Genomic DNA, 20,803 nt, shown 5'->3' with positions numbered 1-20,803 from the left:
TCCACATCGCTTCGCTCTGCATCGTCGCTGGCGCGCCTCGCCCCCGATGTCATCAAGCCTCCCGCCGCATGGTGTACGCGTCGGCGCCGCTGACCCGGTAATACCGCCGGCGCAGGCCCACTTCGGCGAATCCCACGCTGCGGTACAGCGCGATTGCCGGCGCATTGTCGGTGCGCACCTCAAGGTGGACGACGGCGCCCGCGGTTAAGTTCAGCAGTTCGTCCAGCAGCCGGCCGCCGACGCCGCGGCCTTGGTAAGCGGGGTCGACGCCGATGGTGTGCACTTCGTATTCGAACGGCGGGGTGCGGCCCAACCGCGAGATGCCGCCATAGCCGACCAGCGTGTCGGCGGTGCGGGCGGCCACATAGTGATTGTGCTCGGCGGCGAGTTCGCGGACGAACGCGGCCTTCGGCCATGGATCGTCGCCGGGAAACAGCATGGCCTCCAACTCAGCGCAGCGGTCCGCGTCGGCCACCGTCAAGGCGCCGATCGTGACGGGCTCGCTACAGGCGGTCATCGGGAAGCCTCACGCTCAGCCAGCGTCTTGGCGTCGGGTCGACGCAGATACATCGGCACCAGCGCGGCGGGGCGCGCCGACCAGTCGCTCACCGCAGCTACCAGCCCGGCCGGTGTCGGGTACGACGGTTCGCAGATCGGTAGCCCAAACGGCGCCGCATGCTCGGACGAGCCGGCAACCGCCTGCGCGACACCCGGGTTAACGTCGGCCGGGGCGCTGACCGCCGGACCGTCGATCCGGACGCCGTCGCGATAGCGCGCCCAGTAGACCTCGCGCCGACGGGCGTCGGTCACCACCAGTGTCTCCCCGGTGGTCTGCCCGCCGATGGCATCGAGGCTGCAGACCCCGTGCACCGGGACGCCAAGGGCGTGCCCGTAGGCCGCAGCGGTCGCCATACCAACGCGCAGGCCGGTGAACGGGCCCGGGCCGCACCCCACCACCACGGCGTCGAGGTCGGCCATCGTCAGACCTGCTTCAGCTAAGGCGGCCAACACATTCGGGGTGATCCGTTCGGCGTGCGCCCGGGCGTCGACGCTGACCCGCTCGGCCACTACTTTGCCGTCGGCAACGACACCCGCCGTCACGGCAGGAGTCGCGGTGTCGATGGCCAGCACGACACGGCTCACGAGCAGCCCCATTGCCACGTCGCGGTCCGCACGTCGGAGTTGCTGATGCGTTCGAGGCGAACGTCCAGGTGCCGATCGGACAGCCGTTCGGCGAGGCCCTCGCCCCACTCCACCACGACGACGGCATCGTCGAGTTCGGTGTCGAGATCTAAAGACTCGAGCTCGTCGAGCAGATCGGCGCCGGTGTGATCGAGCAATCGGTAGACGTCGACATGGATCATCGCCGGAGCGCCGGCGCGCCGTGCGGGATGCACCCGCGCGAGCACGAACGTCGGCGACGTGACCGGCCCGTCGACATCCATTGCCGTGGCAATCCCTTTGGCCAGCAACGTTTTTCCAGCACCAAGCGGCCCGGAGAGCACCACCACGTCGCCGGCGCGCAGCTGACCGCCAAGGCGTGACCCGAGCGCGACAGTGTCTTCCACACGCGGCAACGTCGCCACGCCGGACCGACCGTCAGTCACGGCGCAGGATCCGCTCGCGCCATCGCTGACTCAGCGCGGCAAATCTGCTCGGTGTCGACCGCTTGACCAGCCGCACCAACCCGTCGTTGATCGGATCAGGCTTGGACAGCAACACCAAATGGCCTGACCTGGCCACGATAACCAGATCGGATTCCGGCAGCGCGTCGGCCATTTTCGTCGAGTACTCGGCGGGGGTGACCAAGTCGTGATCGCCGCAGACGACCAGTGTCGGGATCTTCGTCAGGGTAGGCAGCGCGGCCGTTTCGTCGTGGACTTCCAAGGCGTGCGAGAACTCGACCATGGTCGGGATCGGGGTGTTCAGCATCATCTTCTCGGAGAACGCCACGACGCTCGGGCTGACATTCCAGTCGGCGTAGGACGCTGCCCGCAGGATCGGCCCGATCACCGAGCGGCCCACGTTGCGGCCGCGTTGAACCAGCTTGGGCGCCGACCGCGCGGCTCGCCGAACGGCTTCCAACGCAGGATTATTCAAGATTTCGCCCAGCGGTGACTTCGTTACCCCTTCGGCCGCAGACGAAATCAACGCGGCTCCGACGATGCGGTTGCCGTAGTGGTGCGGGTACTGGCGGGCGTGCGACAACACCGTCATCCCACCCATCGAATGGCCCACCACGACGATCGGGCCACGTGGCGCGATCACCTGCAGCACCGTCTCTAAGTCCATGCCCAGCTGGGTCACCGTATAGGTTTCCGGCGGAGCGTCGCCGGATCGGCCGTGGCCGCGCTGGTCGTAGAAGATCATTCGGACCTGCGGACCCCACTCCTCGGACAGCCGGATGCGCTGAAAGTGGAAGGCGCCCATACGAAGACAGAATCCGTGCGCGAACACCACGGTCAGCGGTGCGTCAGCGGGACCGACCTCACGCACCGCCAGCGGCACCCCGTCGGGGGTTGTCACCACATAGCTACGGTCGCCCTCGAGCGTCTCGAAATTCTCATTGGCGTAAGGGTCTTCGATCACCGCACGCCGAGTCATCGAGCGGGCCACCGTGACCCCGGCGATGGTTCCCACCGCGCTCAAGCCCGCCGCACCTGCCAGCCACCGTGCCAGCCCCGCCCTGTCCATGTGGGAGCCGTCAGTATCGTTACCGCTCAACGATTCCGGCCTCGCGGTAGGTTCTGGTGATACGTCCCCGTGGACTGGTCACCACTTCGTAATGGATGGTGCCCAGCAGATCGGCCCACTCCTGCGCTGTCGGCTCACCCCGCGTGCCCGGTCCGAACAGGATCGCCTCGTCGCCTTCGGCGACATCGACGTGTCCTGGACCCAGGTCGACCATGAACTGGTCCATGCAGATCCGCCCAACGCCGGGGCGCCGCCTGCCGTTGATCAGCACGTCCAGCCGCCCACCCAGCGACCGGAAGACGCCGTCCGCGTAGCCGATCGGCATCAACGCCACGGTGGTGTCGCGCTCTGCGATCCAGGTGTGTGCATACGACACGCCCTCGCCGGCTCGAATCGACTTCACCAGTGCAACAGCGCATTTGACCGTCATCGCCGGTATCAGCCCCATGTCACCGCGGCCAGGCACGGGACTCAGACCGTACACCGCGATGCCCGGCCGCACCATGTCGAAGGCCAGGTCGGGACGTGACATGGTGGCCGACGAATTCGACAGGTGCGCCACTTCGAACTGCACCCCCTGGTTGCGTGCCTGCGCGACCATGTCGCTAAACCGTTGAGCCTGAACGTCGTTGATGGGATTCTCGGGCTGATCGGCGTACACCATGTGCGACATCAGCCCCCGTAACCGGACGGCGTCCTCGGCGGCGGCCTGGTGCAACGCGGTCAGCATCGACGGGTAGTCCGCCGGGGCGACGCCGTTGCGGTTCAGCCCGGTATCCACCTTGACGGTCACGGCGGCCGTGCGGCCGGTGCGACGGACCGCGTCCAACAGCTCCTCGAGCTGACGCACCGAGGACACCGCGATCTCCACGTCGGCCAGCAGCGCGGGCCCGAAGTCGATGCCGGGCGGATGCAGCCAGGCCAGCACCGGCGCGGTGATGCCGTCGGCCCGCAGCGCCAGCGCCTCGTCGACGGTGGCGACACCGAGTTCGGCGGCACCGGCGGCCAGCGCGGTCCGGGCGACCTGGGTGGCGCCGTGGCCATAGCCGTCCGCCTTGACGACGGCCATCACCTGCGCGGCGCCCGCGTGCTCGCGCAGCACCCGCACGTTGTGCTCAATGGCACCCAGGTCCACCACGGCCTCAGCGAGGACGCCCGGCGTCAGGGATATCGGCGTAACGGCCAACGAAGTCGTGCTCCCACCTGTGTCGGTTCTGCGGGCCATTGTCCCAGAACCGACGCCCGCAGCCGTATTCCGGCAGGTCAGTGCGCGAAGTGCTGGGCGCTGTAGTGCCCGCCGGGCTTGACCTTGTCCAGGGAGGCAAACGCGGTGTGGGCATCGTCGTGCAGCACCCGCGCCAGGTCGGCGGAGAGTCCTTCTCGCACTACGACGCGCAGCACGGAGACATTGGTGGCGTTGTCGGGCATGGTGTAGGCGGGCACCTGCCACCCGAAGCCCCGCAGCTCGTGCGAGACGTCGAACTCGGTGTAGCCCAGGCCGCGGGCCAGTCGGAAGGCGATGACGGGGATGGCCGAACCGTCCGAGATCACCTCACAGTGGTCGGCTTCGTGCAGCTGCTCGCCCAGCCATCGGGCGGTCTGCGACAAACTCTGCATGACCCGCGTGTAGCCCTCACGGCCCAGCCGCAAGAAGTTGTAGTACTGGCCGATCACCTGGTTGCCCGCCCGCGAGAAGTTCAGCGTGAACGTCGGCATGTCCCCGCCCAGGTAGTTGACCCGGAAGACCAGATCATCGGGCAGGTATTCCTTGCTACGCCACACCACGAACCCGATGCCGGGGTAGGTCAGCCCGTATTTGTGGCCGCTGACGTTGATCGACACCACCCGGGGCAGCCGGAAGTCCCACTTCAGTTCCGGGTGCAGGAACGGCACCACGAAGCCCCCGCTGGCCGCGTCGACGTGCACCGGAACGTCCACACCCCCATCGGCGGCCAGTTTGTCCAGCGCCGCGCAGATCTCAGCGACCGGTTCGAGTTCGCCGGTATAGGTGGTGCCCACGATCGCCACCACGCCGATGGTGTTCTCGTCGACGGCGTCGATGACCTGCTCCGGAGTGATGACGTAGCGGCCCTCCTCCATCGGCAGATAGCGTGGCTCGACATCGAAGTAGCGGCAGAACTTCTCCCAGACCACCTGGACGTTGGAGCCCATCACCAGATTGGGGGTCCGGCCCTCCCAGCCTTTACCCACCTTTTCGCGCCAGCGCCATTTGAGCGCCAGACCACCGAGCATGACGGCCTCGCTGGAGCCGATGGTGGACGCCCCGCAGGCGCTGGACGGATCGTCGTCGCGCAAGTGATCGGCGTGGAACAGGTCGGCCACCATACACACGCAGCGCTGCTCAATGGACGCGGTGATCGGATATTCGTCCTTGTCGATCATGTTCTTGTCGAACGTCCCGGCCATCAACTTCTCGGCCTGGGGGTCCATCCAGGTGGTGACGAAGGTGGCCAGGTTGAGCCGGGAACTGCCGTCGAGCATCAGCTCGTCGTGGATGAAGCGGTAGGCGGCCTCCGGATCCATCGACTCCTCGGGTAGCCGCAACGCCGGCACCGGGGTGGTGAACATGCGGCCGGTGTAGGCGGGCGCAATCGAATCTGCGGGGACGGATGGGTGGCTGAGGGTCACGATGGATTCCTTTCGTTTGACGGCTAGGAGCTATAGGGTGGCTAGCGCCGCTCGGATGTGCGACACAATCCGTGACGCTGACGTCGGCGCGTCACCGGGCCCGGGGTCGGCGGCCGACAGTGCGGCCGCCCGTGCGTGCACGAAGGCCGCAGCGGCCGCGGCTTCGGCTGCCGGTAGCCCCGCGGCCAGCAGGGCGCCGATCATGCCGGACAGCACGTCGCCGGACCCGGCGGTCGCTGCCCAGGACTGCCCGGCCGGGTTGAGGTAGACGAGCCCGCCGGGTTCGGCGATGACGGTGACGTTGCCCTTCAACAGCACGGTGACCCCGAGCGCGTCGGCGAGCTTGCGGGTGGCGCCCACACGGTCGTCGCCGGGCGGCGCGCCGGCCAGCCGGGCGAACTCGCCGGCGTGCGGCGTCAGCAGAGTCGGGGCGCGACGCGAGCCGACCATGTCGGGGTGGGCCGCCAGGATGGTCAGCCCGTCGGCGTCGACCAGCACCGGCAGGTCGGTGCCCAGCGCGAACCACAGTGCGGCAGCTCCGGTTTCGTCGGTACCTAGGCCGGGCCCGACCACCCAGGCCTGCACCCGCCCGGCCGACGTCGGGGTGGGCGAGGCGATCACCTCGGGCCAATGCGCGAGCACCTCGCTGTGCGCGCTGCCGGCGTAGCGGACCATGCCGGAGGTCGCCGCGACGGCGGCGCCGGTGCACAGCACCGCGGCACCCGGATACGTCGATGAGCCGGCCATCACCCCCGTCACACCCTGGGTGTACTTGTCGTCGTGCGGTCCGGGTACCGGCCAGCGCACGGCCACGTCGACAGCATCGAAGCCCAGCAGGTCGGTCTCGGGGAGACCCAAGCCGATGTCGACGAGGCGGACACGGCCGCAATCGGCCAGCGCGTGGACCGGTTTCAGGCCGCCGAAGGTGACGGTGAGCGCGGCGTGCACGGCGGGGCCGGTGATCGCGCCGGTCGCCACGTCGATGCCGCTGGGAATGTCGACGGCGACAACCGGAATCGCCTTGGCATCGACAGCTTCGAAGACTTTGGCCGCGTCCGGCCGCAGCGGCCCCGAACCGGAAATACCGACAACGCCGTCGATCACCAGACCGGTCGACTCGGCAACGCCGTTGACGATCCGGCCGCCGGCTTTCCGGAATGCCGCCAACCCCTTCTGGTGGGTGCGTTCCGGTTTCAGCAGGATCGCGTCGGCGGCCGCGCCGCGGCGACGCAGGAAGGTCGCCGCCCACAGCGCGTCACCGCCGTTGTCGCCGGAGCCGACCACCGCGCACACACGGCGGCCGGCAACCCCGCCGGTGCGGGCGATCAACTCGGCGATGATCGCGGTGGCCAATCCGTATGCCGCACGCGCCATCAGCGCGCCGTCGGGCAGGCTGGCCAGCAGCGGCGCTTCGGCCTCGCGGATCGCCTCAGCCGAGTAGTAGTGCCGCATTCGCCTGCATGCCCTCCGCTCCGCTTGTTTGACCGGCTCCTCCGCATCGCGCCGCGCGCTCTGCATCGTCGCCGGTCGGCTTGTTTGACCGGCTCCTCCGCATCGCGCCGCGCGCTCTGCATCGTCGCCGGTCGGCGTGTTTGACCGGCTCCTCCGCATCGCGCCGCGCGCTCTGCATCGTCGCCGCTCCGCTTGTTTAACCGGCTCCTCCGCATCGCGCCGCGCGCTCTGCATCGTCGCCGGTCGGTCCGTCCTGCCCGCGCGCTGCCAACATTACGTGCCCCGAAACCGGCGTACAGTCGATTAGACACGCTAAATATCCAGATAACGCAACGTATTGGAGGGGCGGATATGGCACGGACCGACAACGACACCTGGGACCTCGCCACCAGCGTGGGCGCCACCGCGACCGGCGTCGCCGTAGGGCGCGCATTGGCGAGCCGGGCGGCCAACCCGCTGATCAACGACCCGTTCGCCGAGCCGCTGGTCCGTGCGGTGGGCGTGGACTTCTTCACCCGCTTGGCCAGCGGCGAACTGAATCCGGCCGAGGTCGACGACAACGGCGTGTGGGGCATGCAGCGGATGCGGGACATGATGGCCGTGCGCACTCGCTTTTTCGACGACTTCTTCATCGAGGCGACCGATCGGGGAATCCGCCAGGCGGTGATCCTGGCGTCGGGGCTGGATGCCCGTGCCTACCGTCTGGGCTGGCCGGCCGGGACCACGGTCTACGAGATCGATCAACCCGCGGTCATCGAGTTCAAGACCACGACGCTGGCCGATCTGGGCGCCAGCCCCACCGCCGACCGGCGCTCGGTGGCTATTGATCTGCGCCACGACTGGCCGACCGCGTTGCGCGGCGCCGGCCTGGACCCGACCCAACCCACCGCGTGGAGCGCGGAGGGCTTGATGCCGTTCCTGCCGCCGGATGCCCAGGATGCGCTGCTGGACAACATCACCATGCTGAGCGCGGCGGGCAGTCAATTGGCCACCGAGAGCGTGCCGGACGCCAGCCAAGCGGTGCCGCTGATGGCAGATCGGATGCGGCAGGCCACCGAACGCTGGCGCGACCACGGATTCGACGTGGAGATGACCGACCTTTGGTATGGCGGTGACCGCAACGATGTGGGCGACTATCTGGGCAGCCACGGCTGGAACGTCGCGGCCATCAGCGTTGCCGATTTGTTTGCCGCTCAAGGCCTTCCGGTCCAGACGCACAACGAAGAAGAAGCGGCGATGTTCTCCGGGCTCGGCTACCTGACCGCTACCCGGACTTAGGCGCAGCGCCGTTCGGTCGAAAGAGCTTGGCCGGGTTGACTAGTGGCCCATTGCGGGCCCGGGCCATCGGATAGAACAACAGGCCGATGAAGATCGCCGAGAAGTGCCCGATCGCAGTGAAGGTCAGATGGATGAAGAGCGGGACGGTGAAGATGGTGACCAAGACGGCAAGGTAACCCCATCGCCACGGCTGCGCGATGCGATAGGCGAGTACGGCTATCACCCCGACCATGAAGTAGCTGACCCCGATGTCGCGGGCGTGGACCAGATGTTCGGGCGCCAGGTGATGCTGGATCGCCAGATATAGCATGCCTTCGCTGAGATACGTTGCACCGACGTGCGCAGTTAATCCGACTATAAGCCAACGGATTTCGCCGAGCCACTGCTCCGCCGGGGCCAGGAACAAGGTGAAGAGCAGCAAATACGGCGTCCAGTAGCGGCCATCGATCCAGAACAAGCTGGTGAACAGCACTTGAAGCGGATCGGTCGCCAATTCGTGGATATTCGTGGACTGGTGGATCAGCAGGGTGTGCAATTCCCGCCGGCTCAGGCTGTGCTGAATGATCGTGGTGATCAGCAGCACGATCAGCCACACATACGTCAACGGCGCGCTTCTGACGAATCGCCAAGCCGCGGTCAGCCAGCCTTTCAGACGCGCTTGAATCGAGGAGTCCGCCACGTCGTTTACCTTGGCACGGTCGAGCGCTGATCGCGTCGGATCGACCCTTGCTCCACTAGGACACCGGGCGTAATCTCTTACATTAATTACGCAACCATACGTATCGTAATTCAGGTCGAAAGGATCTCCGTTGAAGCGCAGCCGCTACGCCGGCCAGCCTTTCACCAACCCCACCGCCGACATTGCCGCAGTGCTTGAGCAAGTCAGCATCCCGACCCTGCTGCTGTCCCTGGTGCACATCACCGGCGATCCCCGTTTCGTCCGGGACTTCAAACCCGCGGGGATCTTCCTCAACGAGGTCCAGGGATTCATGTCCGAGGAGGACAAAGCCCGCGCTCGGGCCGAAGCGCTACCGGTGATCACCGACTACCGCGACCGCGGCTGCCCCGAGCTGGCGCCGCTGCCGCCAGAGCTCATCAAGGAAATGATGGACTGGGCGGTGTGCGAGAGCGTGCCGGACGACTATCTGCCGCTGCTCGCCGAAGAGATGGACCTCGACGGCGTCGACCCGCGCCGCCCGGCGCCGTTGGACCCCGACCGCGCGGCGGAATTACCCGTGGTAATTATCGGATGCGGCGAATCAGGAATTCTGGCCGGGATTCGTTTGAAGCAGGCCAACATTCCGTTCACCATCGTGGAGAAGAACAACGGCCCGGGTGGAACCTGGTGGGAGAACAGCTATCCTGGGGCGCGCGTCGACGTGGCCAACCATTTCTATTGCTACAGCTTCGAGCCCAGCAACGACTGGACGCACTTTTTCGCCGAGCAGCCCGAGCTGCAGAACTACTTCACCACGGTGATGGACAAGCACGGTCTCGACGACCATGTGCGCTGGCAGACCGAGGTGATCGCCGCCGAGTGGGACGACGAGGAGGGCATGTGGACGCTCACCGTGCGCGAGCCCGACGAGGGACTCACCACGATGCGGGCGCGGGCGGTCATCACCGCCGTCGGCCAGCTAAACCGGCCCTATATGCCGGAATTCGAGGGTGCGGCAACCTTCCGCGGGCCGTCGTTTCACTCCGCAGAGTGGGATCACTCGGTCGATGTGACCGGTAAGCGTGTCGCGCTGATCGGCGCCGGCGCCAGTGGTTTTCAGATCGCCCCCGCCATCGCCGACAACGTCGAGCACCTCACCGTTTTTCAGCGCACCGCCCAGTGGATGTTTCCCAACGCGATGTACCACGAATCGGTCGGCGACGGCGTGCGTTGGGCGATGGACCACCTGCCGTATTACGGCCGCTGGTACCGATTCCTCGTGCTCTGGCCCGGCTCCGACAAAGGCCTCGATGCCGCGCGGGTCGACCCGGCCTACCCCGACCAGGACTACGCGGTCAGCGAGATCAACGCCATCGCCCGGTTGATGTTCACCGACTGGATCACCAATCAGGTTGACGGAGACCAGGATCTGCTGGCCAAGGTGCTACCGGACTATCCTGCCACCGGGAAACGGACGTTGCAAGACAACGGCACCTGGCTGCGGACGCTGCGCCGCGACGATGTCGACTTGGTACGCACTCCCATCCAGCGGATCACTCCCGACGGCGTCGTCACCGCCGACGGCGCCGTCCACGACGTCGATGTGATCGTCTACGCCACCGGGTTTCGGCACACCGACGTGCTGTGGCCGATGACCATCACCGGCCGCGACGGTGTCGACTTGCACCGCGTCTGGGGCCGGCGACCGTACGCTTATCTCGGCATCACCGTCCCGGGGTTTCCCAACTTCTTCCTGGTCTACGGACCGGGCGCCCATCTGGCCCACGGCGGCAGCCTGATCTTCAACTCCGAGTTGCAGATGCGCTATATCAACAGCTGTCTGGCACAACTCGTCGAAGCGAACATCCACTCGGTCGAACCGACCGCCGAGGCGGCCGCTGACTGGCATCAACGCACCCAGGCCGAAATCAAGCAGATGGTGTGGTCGCACCCGGCAGTCAAACACTCCTACTTCAAAAACGCCGATGGCGAGATCCACACGGTGAGCCCGTGGCGGCTCAACGAATACTGGGCGGCGACCCGCGAGCCCGACTGGTCGCAGTTCGTCGTGACCACGCGCCGACTATGACACCTCGGCAGATTGACGGTCGGTTTCGTTGAATCCCCTATTGAGCCATTCGCTGATCGTGGCTGCCAGCGTCGCCCGATTCTCGCGTTTGGCGATGTCGTGCCCGTCATCGCTGAAAAGCAGGTAACGCACGTCGCGACGGGCCGCGCGCAGCGCGTCGACGATCTGCTGCGATTCGCTGGCCGGCACGTTGGTGTCGTGGACTCCGTGCACCACCAGCAACGGTGCGGTCAACGCACCGACGCGCCGCAGCGGGGACAGCCGCTCGAGCAGCTCGCGGTCGCTGACCGGGTGGCCGTACTTGGTATAGGCCCCGTCGGCAATCCACTGCTCGGTGTGGCGATAGAAGGTGGTGAAGTCACTCATCCCGCAGATGGTGATACCGGCCGCGAACATCGCCGGGTGGAACGTCATGGCCGCCATCGTCAGATAGCCGCCGTACGACCAGCCCGCGCAGGCGATCCGCCGCGGGTGGGCCAGTTCGTTGTCGATCAGGAAACGCACACAGTCGGCGACGTCGTCGATGGCCGCGAACCGCTGTTCCTTGTCGTCGGCGTGACCGAAGGTCCGGCCGAAGCCGCCCGAGCCGCGGACATTCGGTGTCAACACTGTGATCCCGTCGTTGACCAGACGGGCAAATATCTCGTCGTAACTGGGCCGGGACTGGCCTTCGGGGCCGCCGTGCAGATAGATCACCGCGCCCTTAGTCGCGGTATCGGTGGGCCGGTACAACCATGCGTTCAGCCGCAGCCCGTCACGCGCCGTGATCGTCTCCGGGCGGGTGCCGACGGAGGAGGCCGGAAGGATCGGGCCGCTGCTGGGCTCGCGATCGATCGGTTCCCATTGTCGCGAACGCGGATCGACGAGCTCGACGGTTCGCGGCATCGACGGCCCCTCTACGGTCATCGCGACCATCGAGCCACCCGCGCTGATCGACAACTCGCTTGCGACCATGCCCGGCAACGGGATCGGCTCGTCCAGCGTGTAGTCGGTATACTGCAGGATCTGTAACTCACTGCGGCCCTGCACGTTCCATAGCAATGCAACCGTCGACAGGTCGTCACTGACGACGAACTCGTCGAGGTCGCAGTCCGGCCGCTCGGCTACCACGAAGTAGCTGACGCCGTCCTGGGTGGCCGTCAGCTCCAGCAGCCGGGCATGCTCGCAGCCGTTTTCGCTGCGGATCAGTGCCCGCACGTATCCGCGGCCGAAGCGGTCACCTCCCGTGCCCGAACCCCTCCGGTTCACGCCATACTTCTTGGCCGGGTGGTACAGCTTGGTCTGGTCGCCATCCGGGCCGTAGCGGAGACGGCGCGGATGGTGGTCGTCGAGGATCACCCCGTGGGCCGTCGTCGACCCCGGATCGGATGGCAGTAAAGCGATTTCAGTTCGGCCGTGCAGCATAATCAGTTCGTGGTAGCCGCGCGGCCCGACCCGGATGAGCGACGCGCCGGCCCACGCATCGACCAGCCGGCCGCCGGATCGGCTGTCCAGTACGGTGCAATGCCCGTCAGCCGGATCGATCAGGCAGGATCGGCCTATCCCGTCGTCACCGGTCAGGATGGCCGCCACCCGGACGCCGTCCCACCCGATTAGCTCGGCAGTCCCGGCTTCTTCGCGGTCGATGCGGCGGGCCATCCGATCGTCGGGATCAGTTGTGACGACCCAGATCTGCGTGCGGGTGCCCCCTTCGGGGGCCACCTCGCAGGCCAGCCAACCACCGTCGGCGGAATGGATGACACGAGAGACCGGGCCCTCCACCGGCAGCTCGACATCGCGCGAGGAGCTGGCCCGCAGGCCACGCAGAAAGCGTTGCACCGCACGCGGATAGCCGCCTTCGTCGATGATGTGGGCGAACGCGGTGGCGTCCGGGGACAGCGACGCGCCGTAAAGTGCTCGCACCTGCTGTCCCATCGGATCATCCCTCCATGCTTTGCAGCCACATCTCCAGCACCCCCAGTTGCCAGAGCGTGTTCGCGTCCAGCCGGGTCCGTGTCTCGTTCGGCGCGGCCAGCAGGGCCTTGACGCTCTCGGCGCGATACAGTCCGCGGCTGCGGGCAGCATCGTTGGTCACCGCGTCACGCACCATGTCGAGCAGCTCGCCGCGCAGATGGCGGATGCTCGGCACCGGGAAGTGGCCCTTGGTCCGGTCGATCACTTCCGACGGCAATAGCGCTCGCGAGGCATCCTTAAGTACGCCTTTGCCGTTCGAGGCCAGCTTCAGCTCGGGCGGGCAGGTGGCCGCCAGCTCGACGAAGTCGTGGTCGAGGAACGGCACCCGCGCCTCCAGACCCCACGCCATCGTCATCGAGTCGACGCGTTTGACCGGATCGTCGACCAGCATGACCTGAGTGTCCAGCCGCAGCGCTGCGTCCACCGCGGAGTCGGCGCCTGGCGCTTCCTGATGGGCGGTCGCGAATTCGTGACTCACGTCGTCGTCAATCCCGTACTCGGGAGCGAAGATCGACAGCACATCGTCGTGGTCGCGGTCGAAGAACACCTTGGCGTAGGCCTCGGTGGTCTGTTCGCGGGCGATGTTGGCCAGCGGCGGGTACCAGAAGTAGCCCGCCAGGATCTCGTCGGCGCCCTGCCCGGACTGCACCACCTTCACCGATTTACTGACTTGTTCGGATAGCAGGTAGAAAGCCACGCAGTCGTGGCTGACCATTGGTTCGTTCATCGCGGCAACGGTTTTCGGCACCGCAGGGACCAGCAGCGAGGAGTCGATGTGGATCTTGTGGTGGTCGGTGTCGAAGGTCTTGGCGACCAGGTCGGAATAGAAGTACTCGTCCCCGGATTCGCCCTCGGCAGGGTCGAAGCCGATGCTGAACGTGGCCAGCCCATGCTGACCCTGCTCGGCCAGCAGCGCCACCACAACCGAGGAGTCGATGCCACCGGACAGCAACACACCGACCGGCACATCGGCGACCATCCGTCGTTTCACGCCGGCACGCAACGCGTCCATCAGCGCCGCCTGCCAGTCGCGGGCCGACCAGGACGCCTTGTCCGGATCCCGTCGAAAGTCGGGGTTCCAGTACACGGTGTCGGTGTGCGAGCCGTCGGGCTGGACCACCCGCACTGTTGCCGGCGGCAGCTTACGCACGCCGCGGTAAACGGTGCGCGGCGCCGGAACCACGGAGTGGAATGTCATGTAGTGGTGCAGCGCCTCGCGATCCAGTTCGGTGTCCACGCCGCCGGATTTGAGCAAGGCACGCACCGTGGATGCGAACCGCAGTCGGCCCGGCGAGGATGCCAGATACAGCGGCTTGATGCCCAGCCGGTCCCGTGCCAGTGTCACCACCCCGGTGTCACGGTCGGCGATGGCGAACGCGAACATGCCCTTGAAGCGGTCGACGCAACGCACCCCCCATTTGTGAAATGCCTTGATCACCACCTCGCTGTCAGCCGTCGAGAAGAAGCGGTAGCCGACGGCCTGAAGCTCTTTGCGCAGCTCCTGGTAGTTGTAGATGCAGCCGTTGAACACCAGCGTTAGCCCGAGATCGCTGTCGACCATCGGCTGGGCGCCGTGAGCGGACAGGTCGATGATCGACAGCCGGCGATGCCCGAACGCCACCGGCCCGTGCGCCACCACGCCGTCGGAGTCCGGTCCGCGCGACGTCATGGCGCCGGTCATCCGGACTACGGCGCCGACGTCGGCCGCTTGCCCGTCGAAGCGGATCTCACCGCAGATACCGCACATATCTCCTGCTTCCGTCTATGTGGAGTCTGCCTTACTAACCTTCACCCGTTCTTGGCGCGGCGAGGATCCAGGTGTCCTTGCTGCCCCCGCCGTACGACGAGTTGACGATCCGCGACCCGCGGCTGGCGACCCGGGTCAACGCCGCAGGTGCGATGTGCGTCGACACCGATCCGGCGGTACCGGCCCGAAGATGGACGAACGCGCGGAGGTCGACATGATGCGGGTATAGCCCCTCACCGTCGAAGGTGGGATGGGTGGACAGGTCGACCAAAAGCTGGGCGACGAACCGCTCCGGTTGGGTGACCAGCTCACGTCGGCGCGCCTCCAGCGCGGCATCGGTGGCTTCCGGCCCGATGAGCACGCCGCTTCCGCCTAGCCCGTCGATGGGTTTCACCACCAAATCGCCGAGGTTGGCCAGTACGAAGTCGCGCTGCGCGCGCTCGCCGCAGATCCAGGTTGGCACTTGGGACAGCTTAGGTTTTTCGCCGAGGTAGTACTGGATCATGGCCGGAACGTACGGGTAGATCGCCTTGTCGTCGGCCACGCCGTTGGCGAGCGCATTGGCAATGGTGAGATGGCCGTCGGTGATCGCGCCGAGCAGCCCCGGCCGCAGTGGAGCACCGTCGTATCCGGTGGAGGACAGCAGCATGTCCTCGTCCATCCGCGCGTAGACGACGTCGATGCGTTGGATGTCAGAACCGATGTGGCGCAACAGCTTTCCATCGCAAACAGATAGGTCCGACGGCTGCACCAGTGCAACGCCCATTTCGTCGGCCAGGAAGGTGTGCTCGAACCAGGCGGAGTCTTCCCAACCGGCCGACAGCAGTACCACCGCGGGCTCGTCGGGGGCGCGCGGCGGCGCCGCCGCACGCAGCGTTTCGAGCAGCATCTGCGGTGCCCGGTCGGCGTCCTCGATCGCGGCGGGCGGTTGCAGCTCGGGGAGGTGCTTGCTCAGCAGCCGGTGGTTGACGATCGCGTACCCGGTGCCCGACGGCACCCGCAGGTTGTCTTCGAGCACCATCCAACGGCCGGCGCGGTCGCACACCAGGTCGGTGCCGCTGACGTGTGCGCGCACCGTATTGCCGGCCAGGCGACCCGTCGAGCGGAAGCCGGGTGCCCGGTCGAGAGCCTGCAGACCGATGATGCCGTCGGCGACGATCGCCTGCTCGGAATAGATGTCGCGCAGGAACGCGTCGAGCGCCCGGGCCCGTTGCCCCAGGCCTTCGGACAGCGGCGCCCACTCGTCCGCGGCCACCATTCGCGGTATCAGGTCGAGGGGGAACAGCTGGGCGCGGCTTTGACCGGTAACACGGAAGGTGATGTTCTCGGCCCGCTGCTCCTGCTCAATTGCTACTTCCCGGGATCGCAGCTGCGCCACCCCCAGGCCGGCGATGGTGTCGAGCGCCGACCGATACCGCTGCCGCGGGTGACCGTCGGCATCGACGGCTTCGTCATAGCTGACGTCGACGCTGCCACCGGCGACGCGAACCACGGGATCGCTGCCGGGCTGGTAGCCGAATAGCAGGGTCGGGTCGTCGCCAACGGCCGTCGCGGTGCTCGACCAGCGGCCGGCGGTCTCGGCGATCAGCTGATCGACCACGTCAGTGAGACGCCCGCGGCGGCGCAGCGCCCGCCGTTGCCGCGCCGACGATGTGCCCACGACCAGTACCTCGCGGGTCAACTCGCTGACGATGTCCCAGTCGCCGCTGTCTTCCAGTTGTGGGCGCAGTGAGTGAACCAGCTCGGTGACCACCTCGGCCGCCGGCTTGCTGGCCGGAGCGCTGACGTCGACGAGGTCGCCCTCCAACCCCGACCGGGCGGCCCGCCACAGCGCGGCCCGGCCCAGCGCCGGGGACAGGATCGTCGCTGGGGTGCCGGCCCGCGAGGCGTCGACCTCGCGCTCGACCAGAGCCCGGAACAGCCCGGCGATCAGCACGATGGTGTCGACCGAGGGGCAGCTGTCGCACACCCGCAGTTCCAACGTCGGCGCCGAGTTCGACGGCCGGACGTCGAAGTAGACCATCCCAGCGTCGGCGATGACTCCGCTGGCCACCAGGTTGGTTACCAGCTCGTCGTATTCTTCGGCCGAGTGCACTGGGGCGGCGAGCCCCGTCGTCGGCCAGCGCTGCCAGACCAGCGTGCGCATACTCGAATAGCCGGTGTCTGAGCCGTCGGACGCGAACGGCGAGCTGGCCGACAGTGCGAGCAAGGTGGGCAGATACGCGGCCACCCGGTGGGCGACCGCGACGGCCTCGTCACGGTCTTCGACGCCAACATGTATCTGGGTGCCGCAGATCAGCTGCTCGCGCGCCAGCAGTTGGTAGTCGGCAAGCATTTGCCGGTAGCGCGCGGTCTTGGTGACCCGCATTTCGGCCGGCACCGACAGCGGCATGGCCCCCGCCGCGACCACGCCTATGCCCAATTCGGCGGCGGTGTCGACCAAGACCCGGCGGTGGTCGACAAGTTCACCGCGCAACCCGTCCAGCGAATCGACCACGCGGGTGTTCGTCTCGACGACGCAGCGCTGCAGCTCGGCGACGTAGTGGTCGGACAGCTCGGCCAGCAGTTCGGGGGCGCGTGCCGTCAGTCGCCTCGTCTTGAGATCGACAAGGTGAAACTCCTCTTCGACACCCAACGTTCGCGGCGGCACGCGTCGCATTCGCCAACGGTATGGGCCACCAGTTACCGCCGCGTTAAGCATTGACAGAGGTCATCGCCGTTCCCACTACTCGACGGTGACCGACTTGGCCAGATTCCGCGGCTTGTCGACGTCGTAGCCCCGCGCCTGCGCCACTGAGGCAGCGAACACCTGCAGCGGGATGGTCGACAGCAGCGGCTGGAAAAGTGTTGACACCGCCGGGATTTCGATCAGGTGATCGGCGTAGGGCCGCACTGTGTCGTCGCCCTCTTCGGCGATGACGATGGTGATCGCGCCGCGGGTCTGGATCTCGCGGATGTTGGACAGCAGCTTGGCGTGCAGCATGGCCGAGCTCTTGGGTGATGGCATCACGACGATGACCGGCAGGTCGTCTTCGATCAGCGCGATCGGGCCATGCTTGAGCTCACCGGCGGCGAAGCCCTCGGCGTGCATGTAGGCCAATTCCTTGAGTTTCAACGCGCCTTCCAGCGCGACCGGGTAGCCGACGTGGCGACCGACGAACAGGATGGTCGACGCCTGGGCGAACCGATAAGCCAGCGCGGCGACCGGCTTGATCTCGGAGATCACCCGGGCCACCAGGTCCGGCATGGATTCCAGCTCGCGGTACTCGCGTTCGACCTCGTCGGGGTATTTGGTGCCGCGGGCCTGCGCCAGCGCCAGGCCCACCAGATAGTTGGCCGCGATCTGCGCCAAGAAGGTCTTTGTCGACGCAACCCCGATCTCCGGTCCGGCGCGGGTGTAGAGCACCGCGTCGCATTCGCGCGGGATCTGGGAGCCGTTGGTGTTGCAGATCGCCAGGACCTTGGCCTTCTGCTGCTTGGCGTGGCGGACCGCCTCCAAGGTGTCGGCGGTCTCACCCGACTGCGAGATGGCCACCACCAGCGTGCTGCGGTCCAGCACCGGGTCGCGGTAGCGGAACTCGCTGGCCAGCTCCACTTCGACGGGCAGCCGGGTCCAGTGCTCGATCGCATACTTGGCCAGCAGCCCTGAGTGATACGCGGTACCGCAGGCGACCACGAAAACCTTGTCGATCTCGCGCAGCTCCTGATCGGAGAGCCGTTGCTCGTCGAGCACAATCCGGCCGTCGACGAAATGCCCGAGCAGCGTGTCGGCCACCGCGGTGGGCTGCTCGGCGATCTCCTTGAGCATGAAGTACTCGTAGCCGCCCTTCTCGGCGGCGGCGAGGTCCCAGTCGATGTGAAACTTGCGCGCATTGCCGGCATCGTCGTTGCCGTCGAAGTCGGTGATCCGGTAGCCGTCCGCGGTGATCACCACGGCCTGGTCCTGGTCCAGTTCGACCGCGTCGCGGGTGTGCCCGATGAACGCGGCCACGTCGGAGCCGACGAACATCTCGCCGTCGCCGATGCCGACGACCAGCGGTGTCGAGCGGCGCGCGGCGACGATGGTGCCCGGCTCGTCGGCGTTCGCGAACACCAGGGTGAAGTGGCCTTCGAGGCGGCGCAGCACGGCCAACACGGAACCGAAGAAGTCGCCTGCGGTCTCACCGTGCTGATACGCCCGCGCCACCAAGTGTACGGCTACCTCGGTGTCGGTGTCGCTGGCGAACTCCACGCCGGCCGCCTCCAGCTCGTGGCGCAGGATGGTGAAGTTCTCGATGATGCCGTTGTGGACGACGGCGATCTTGCCGGCCGCGTCACGATGCGGGTGCGCGTTGCGGTCGGTGGGACGTCCGTGAGTGGCCCAGCGGGTGTGACCGAGGCCGGTGCAACCGGTCAGCGACACCGGATCCGTGTGCTCGAGCGCCGTTTCCAGGTTGGACAAACGCCCGGCACGCCGACGTACCGTCAGTTTGCCGACCCCGTCGACCAGCGCGATGCCCGCCGAGTCGTAACCGCGGTACTCCATCCGCCGCAGCGCGTCGACGACGACCTCACGGGCAGGCCGCTGCCCGACGTAGCCGACAATTCCGCACATAGCCCATCAGGGTAGTGCAGCCGCCCCGGTTGGGACGGCTGCACTCGCCTGACCTGCGTGAGCGGCTCGCAGCCGCGTCGCGCAGGGTTATCTGTTCTCGGTTGAATCGAGAGTCGCCACTATCTCAGCGTCGACTCCCTGCCAGGGGTTGGGGCCGGCTTACCAGCCGCGGCCGGGGTTCCAGCCCGGGTCCCAGCCGGGGCCACCCGGGCGGCCCGGGTCCCAGCCACCGGGCCCGTGCCAGTGGCCCGCGTCGCGGGGGTCGCCGTCGTAAAAGCCGTCGTCGTGGCAGCGGCCCCCGTCCCAGTTGTAACCCCAGCCCGGGTCCCAGAATTCACCGGGACACCAGTGATAGTCGGGCAACGGCCCGGCAGGCCCGGGATAGGCCTGAGCGACGCTCGCCGCGCCCAGACCAGCAAGTCCCAGACCGGTGGTGAGGGCAGTCGCGGCTGCAATTCGTTTGATGTTTTTCACCGTGTCTTAGTACCACGCAAACCGGGGCGGCCAAACATCTCGCTCGGCGATTTTCTTATGAATTCCTATGAATCAGCTTGGTATTGGCTGGGTTTCAGTACCTGCAGTCAGCGGAGTTGACGGCGACGTAAGCGTCCAATCGGCGTGTTGCCGCAGGAAGCCGCGCTACTGGGCGATATGCGGCCGATATCCGCTTGGTCGACACTGGACGCGTGACAAACATGGCGAGGTGGCACCGTCGACAGCAGGAAGGAGACACCAGTGGCCGATGACGGGTTTCATCCCAACTTGCAGCAAAGCGATCGAGTGGCTCGCAATCGAGTGCACCACGTCAAATCGTCTGAGATCGACGCCGACACCGCGCAGAGCGAGGGCATGCAGCGCTTCGCCGCGATCAGTGGACGCACGGTCGGCTCGGAAAAACTCTGGATGGGCGAGACGCACGTTCACCCGCAAACGGTGTCGGCCAACCATCACCACGGCGAATCCGAAACGGCGATCTTTGTCCTCAGCGGCCACCCCGACTTCGTGTTTTTTGACGGCGAACACGAGGTGCGCATCGCAACCGATCCCGGCGACTACGTCTTCATACCGCCGTATTTGCCGCATCGGGAAGAGAACCCGAGCCCGAACGAGCCGGCCACGGTCGTGATCGCCCGGAGCACGCAGGAGGCGATCGTCGTCAATCTGCCAGAGCTCTACGCGCTGTAGCCCTGCGATAACCGATCAAAGCAGTGCAGCCGCCCCAGCTGGGACGGCTGCACTCGGGTGAAGTGGAAAGTGTCTTAGCTCACGGGTGCCACGGGCCGGGTCCGTGCCAGTGGCCCGGGTCGTGCGGTTCGCCGTCGAAGTAGAAGTCGTCGTGACAGCGACCCCCGTCCCAGTTATGACCCCAGCCCGGGTCCCAGAACTGCCGGGACACCAGTGGTAGTCGGGTAACGGCCCGGGAACGGCCTCGGCAACGCTCGCCGCACCCAGACCCGCAAGTCCTAGACCTGTGGTGAGAGCAGTCGCGGCTGCGATTCGTTTGATGTTTTTCACGATCTTCTAGTACCACGCAGGGCCCGCCGACTAAACGCATCCAGCTGCGCGTGTTTTCTTGCGAATTTCTGTGAATCAGCTTGTTATTGGCTGGTTTACAGCTGTCAGTAAGCCGTGGCGCTATGACTGTCAGGGCGCCCGTCGCTGCAGGGTGTCCGGGGCAGCGCCGCAGTG

The 20,803-nt window shown here is 66.6% G+C and carries 16 protein-coding genes; 3 read left to right on the top strand and 13 right to left on the bottom strand.

Features of this window, described 5'->3' with window-relative positions:
• Positions 1-52 precede the first annotated feature (52 nt).
• From rimI to ACLQI9_RS28250, 7 genes are all read right to left on the bottom strand, one after another.
• Positions 53-517: a ribosomal protein S18-alanine N-acetyltransferase gene (rimI, locus tag ACLQI9_RS28280; protein WP_442392469.1), complete on the bottom strand. Its 465-nt coding sequence runs from the start codon at positions 515-517 to the stop codon at positions 53-55.
• Entirely contained in the window at positions 514-1,143 is a 630-nt protein-coding gene (gene tsaB / locus ACLQI9_RS28275) for a tRNA (adenosine(37)-N6)-threonylcarbamoyltransferase complex dimerization subunit type 1 TsaB (RefSeq protein WP_442383589.1), read from the bottom strand. Before tsaB ends, rimI begins: the two co-directional genes overlap by 4 nt.
• The gene (gene tsaE / locus ACLQI9_RS28270) at positions 1,140-1,607 is read right to left on the bottom strand and encodes a tRNA (adenosine(37)-N6)-threonylcarbamoyltransferase complex ATPase subunit type 1 TsaE (protein ID WP_442383591.1); all 468 of its coding nucleotides are present in this window, start codon (positions 1,605-1,607) and stop codon (positions 1,140-1,142) included. Before tsaE ends, tsaB begins: the two co-directional genes overlap by 4 nt.
• On the bottom strand, positions 1,600-2,694 hold the full coding sequence (locus tag ACLQI9_RS28265) for an alpha/beta fold hydrolase (RefSeq protein ID WP_442383595.1): 1,095 nt from the start codon (positions 2,692-2,694) through the stop codon (positions 1,600-1,602). The genes tsaE and ACLQI9_RS28265 overlap by 8 nt, the downstream gene beginning before the upstream one ends.
• A 19-nt stretch (positions 2,695-2,713) precedes the next feature.
• On the bottom strand, positions 2,714-3,880 hold the full coding sequence (gene alr, locus ACLQI9_RS28260; RefSeq protein WP_442392472.1) for an alanine racemase: 1,167 nt from the start codon (positions 3,878-3,880) through the stop codon (positions 2,714-2,716).
• 77 nt (positions 3,881-3,957) lie between these two features.
• Positions 3,958-5,343: a glutamate decarboxylase gene (locus ACLQI9_RS28255; RefSeq protein ID WP_442383593.1), complete on the bottom strand. Its 1,386-nt coding sequence runs from the start codon at positions 5,341-5,343 to the stop codon at positions 3,958-3,960.
• A gap of 30 nt (positions 5,344-5,373) precedes the next feature.
• Entirely contained in the window at positions 5,374-6,795 is a 1,422-nt protein-coding gene (locus ACLQI9_RS28250) for an NAD(P)H-hydrate dehydratase (protein WP_442383599.1), read from the bottom strand.
• Positions 6,796-7,146: 351 nt separating this feature from the next.
• On the opposite strand from ACLQI9_RS28250, the gene ACLQI9_RS28245 reads away from it, so the two are divergent.
• On the top strand, positions 7,147-8,073 hold the full coding sequence (locus ACLQI9_RS28245; RefSeq protein ID WP_442392468.1) for a class I SAM-dependent methyltransferase: 927 nt from the start codon (positions 7,147-7,149) through the stop codon (positions 8,071-8,073).
• Here ACLQI9_RS28245 and ACLQI9_RS28240 read toward each other — a convergent pair.
• Entirely contained in the window at positions 8,060-8,752 is a 693-nt protein-coding gene (locus ACLQI9_RS28240; RefSeq protein WP_442382851.1) for a rhomboid-like protein, read from the bottom strand. The genes ACLQI9_RS28245 and ACLQI9_RS28240 overlap by 14 nt on opposite strands.
• Before the next feature lie 130 nt (positions 8,753-8,882).
• On the opposite strand from ACLQI9_RS28240, the gene ACLQI9_RS28235 reads away from it, so the two are divergent.
• Entirely contained in the window at positions 8,883-10,820 is a 1,938-nt protein-coding gene (locus ACLQI9_RS28235; RefSeq protein WP_442392467.1) for a flavin-containing monooxygenase, read from the top strand.
• Here ACLQI9_RS28235 and ACLQI9_RS28230 read toward each other — a convergent pair.
• From ACLQI9_RS28230 to ACLQI9_RS28210, 5 genes are all read right to left on the bottom strand, one after another.
• Positions 10,815-12,734 (bottom strand): alpha/beta hydrolase family protein, encoded by a 1,920-nt coding sequence (locus ACLQI9_RS28230; RefSeq protein WP_442382853.1) that lies wholly within the window; start codon positions 12,732-12,734, stop codon positions 10,815-10,817. The two genes, ACLQI9_RS28235 and ACLQI9_RS28230, sit on opposite strands and share 6 nt — an antisense overlap.
• A 4-nt stretch (positions 12,735-12,738) precedes the next feature.
• Positions 12,739-14,520 carry an N-acetylglutaminylglutamine amidotransferase gene (locus tag ACLQI9_RS28225; RefSeq protein WP_442382854.1) on the bottom strand — a complete coding sequence of 594 codons (1,782 nt, stop codon included), beginning with the start codon at positions 14,518-14,520 and terminating at the stop codon, positions 12,739-12,741.
• A gap of 34 nt (positions 14,521-14,554) precedes the next feature.
• Positions 14,555-17,179 carry a glutamate--cysteine ligase gene (locus ACLQI9_RS28220; RefSeq protein ID WP_442382855.1) on the bottom strand — a complete coding sequence of 875 codons (2,625 nt, stop codon included), beginning with the start codon at positions 17,177-17,179 and terminating at the stop codon, positions 14,555-14,557.
• Positions 17,180-17,245: 66 nt separating this feature from the next.
• A complete protein-coding gene (glmS, locus tag ACLQI9_RS28215; RefSeq protein ID WP_442392466.1) occupies positions 17,246-19,114 on the bottom strand; it encodes a glutamine--fructose-6-phosphate transaminase (isomerizing) in 1,869 nt (622 codons plus the stop codon).
• A gap of 159 nt (positions 19,115-19,273) precedes the next feature.
• A complete protein-coding gene (locus ACLQI9_RS28210) occupies positions 19,274-19,588 on the bottom strand; it encodes a hypothetical protein (RefSeq protein ID WP_442392465.1) in 315 nt (104 codons plus the stop codon).
• 261 nt (positions 19,589-19,849) lie between these two features.
• On the opposite strand from ACLQI9_RS28210, the gene ACLQI9_RS28205 reads away from it, so the two are divergent.
• Positions 19,850-20,299, top strand: a complete 450-nt coding sequence (locus ACLQI9_RS28205) for a cupin domain-containing protein (RefSeq protein ID WP_442376658.1) — start codon at positions 19,850-19,852, stop codon at positions 20,297-20,299.
• Positions 20,300-20,803: the final 504 nt, after the last annotated feature.

It is taken from the genome of Mycobacterium sp. (assembly GCF_052143115.1).
Taxonomy (GTDB): domain Bacteria; phylum Actinomycetota; class Actinomycetes; order Mycobacteriales; family Mycobacteriaceae; genus Mycobacterium.
This window is presented reverse-complemented; position numbering and strand designations above follow the sequence as displayed.

What these genes read in the sequence shown, in the direction of transcription:
- ACLQI9_RS28265 (WP_442383595.1), bottom strand. Translation starts at nt 2,694, where the DNA reads ATGGACAGGGCGGGGCTGGCACGGTGGCTGGCAGGTGCGGCGGGCTTG.
- rimI (WP_442392469.1), bottom strand. Translation starts at nt 517, where the DNA reads ATGACCGCCTGTAGCGAGCCCGTCACGATCGGCGCCTTGACGGTGGCC.
- glmS (WP_442392466.1), bottom strand. Translation starts at nt 19,114, where the DNA reads ATGTGCGGAATTGTCGGCTACGTCGGGCAGCGGCCTGCCCGTGAGGTC.
- ACLQI9_RS28225 (WP_442382854.1), bottom strand. Translation starts at nt 14,520, where the DNA reads ATGTGCGGTATCTGCGGTGAGATCCGCTTCGACGGGCAAGCGGCCGAC.
- ACLQI9_RS28230 (WP_442382853.1), bottom strand. Translation starts at nt 12,734, where the DNA reads ATGGGACAGCAGGTGCGAGCACTTTACGGCGCGTCGCTGTCCCCGGAC.
- ACLQI9_RS28250 (WP_442383599.1), bottom strand. Translation starts at nt 6,795, where the DNA reads ATGCGGCACTACTACTCGGCTGAGGCGATCCGCGAGGCCGAAGCGCCG.
- ACLQI9_RS28245 (WP_442392468.1), top strand. Translation starts at nt 7,147, where the DNA reads ATGGCACGGACCGACAACGACACCTGGGACCTCGCCACCAGCGTGGGC.
- ACLQI9_RS28220 (WP_442382855.1), bottom strand. Translation starts at nt 17,179, where the DNA reads ATGCGACGCGTGCCGCCGCGAACGTTGGGTGTCGAAGAGGAGTTTCAC.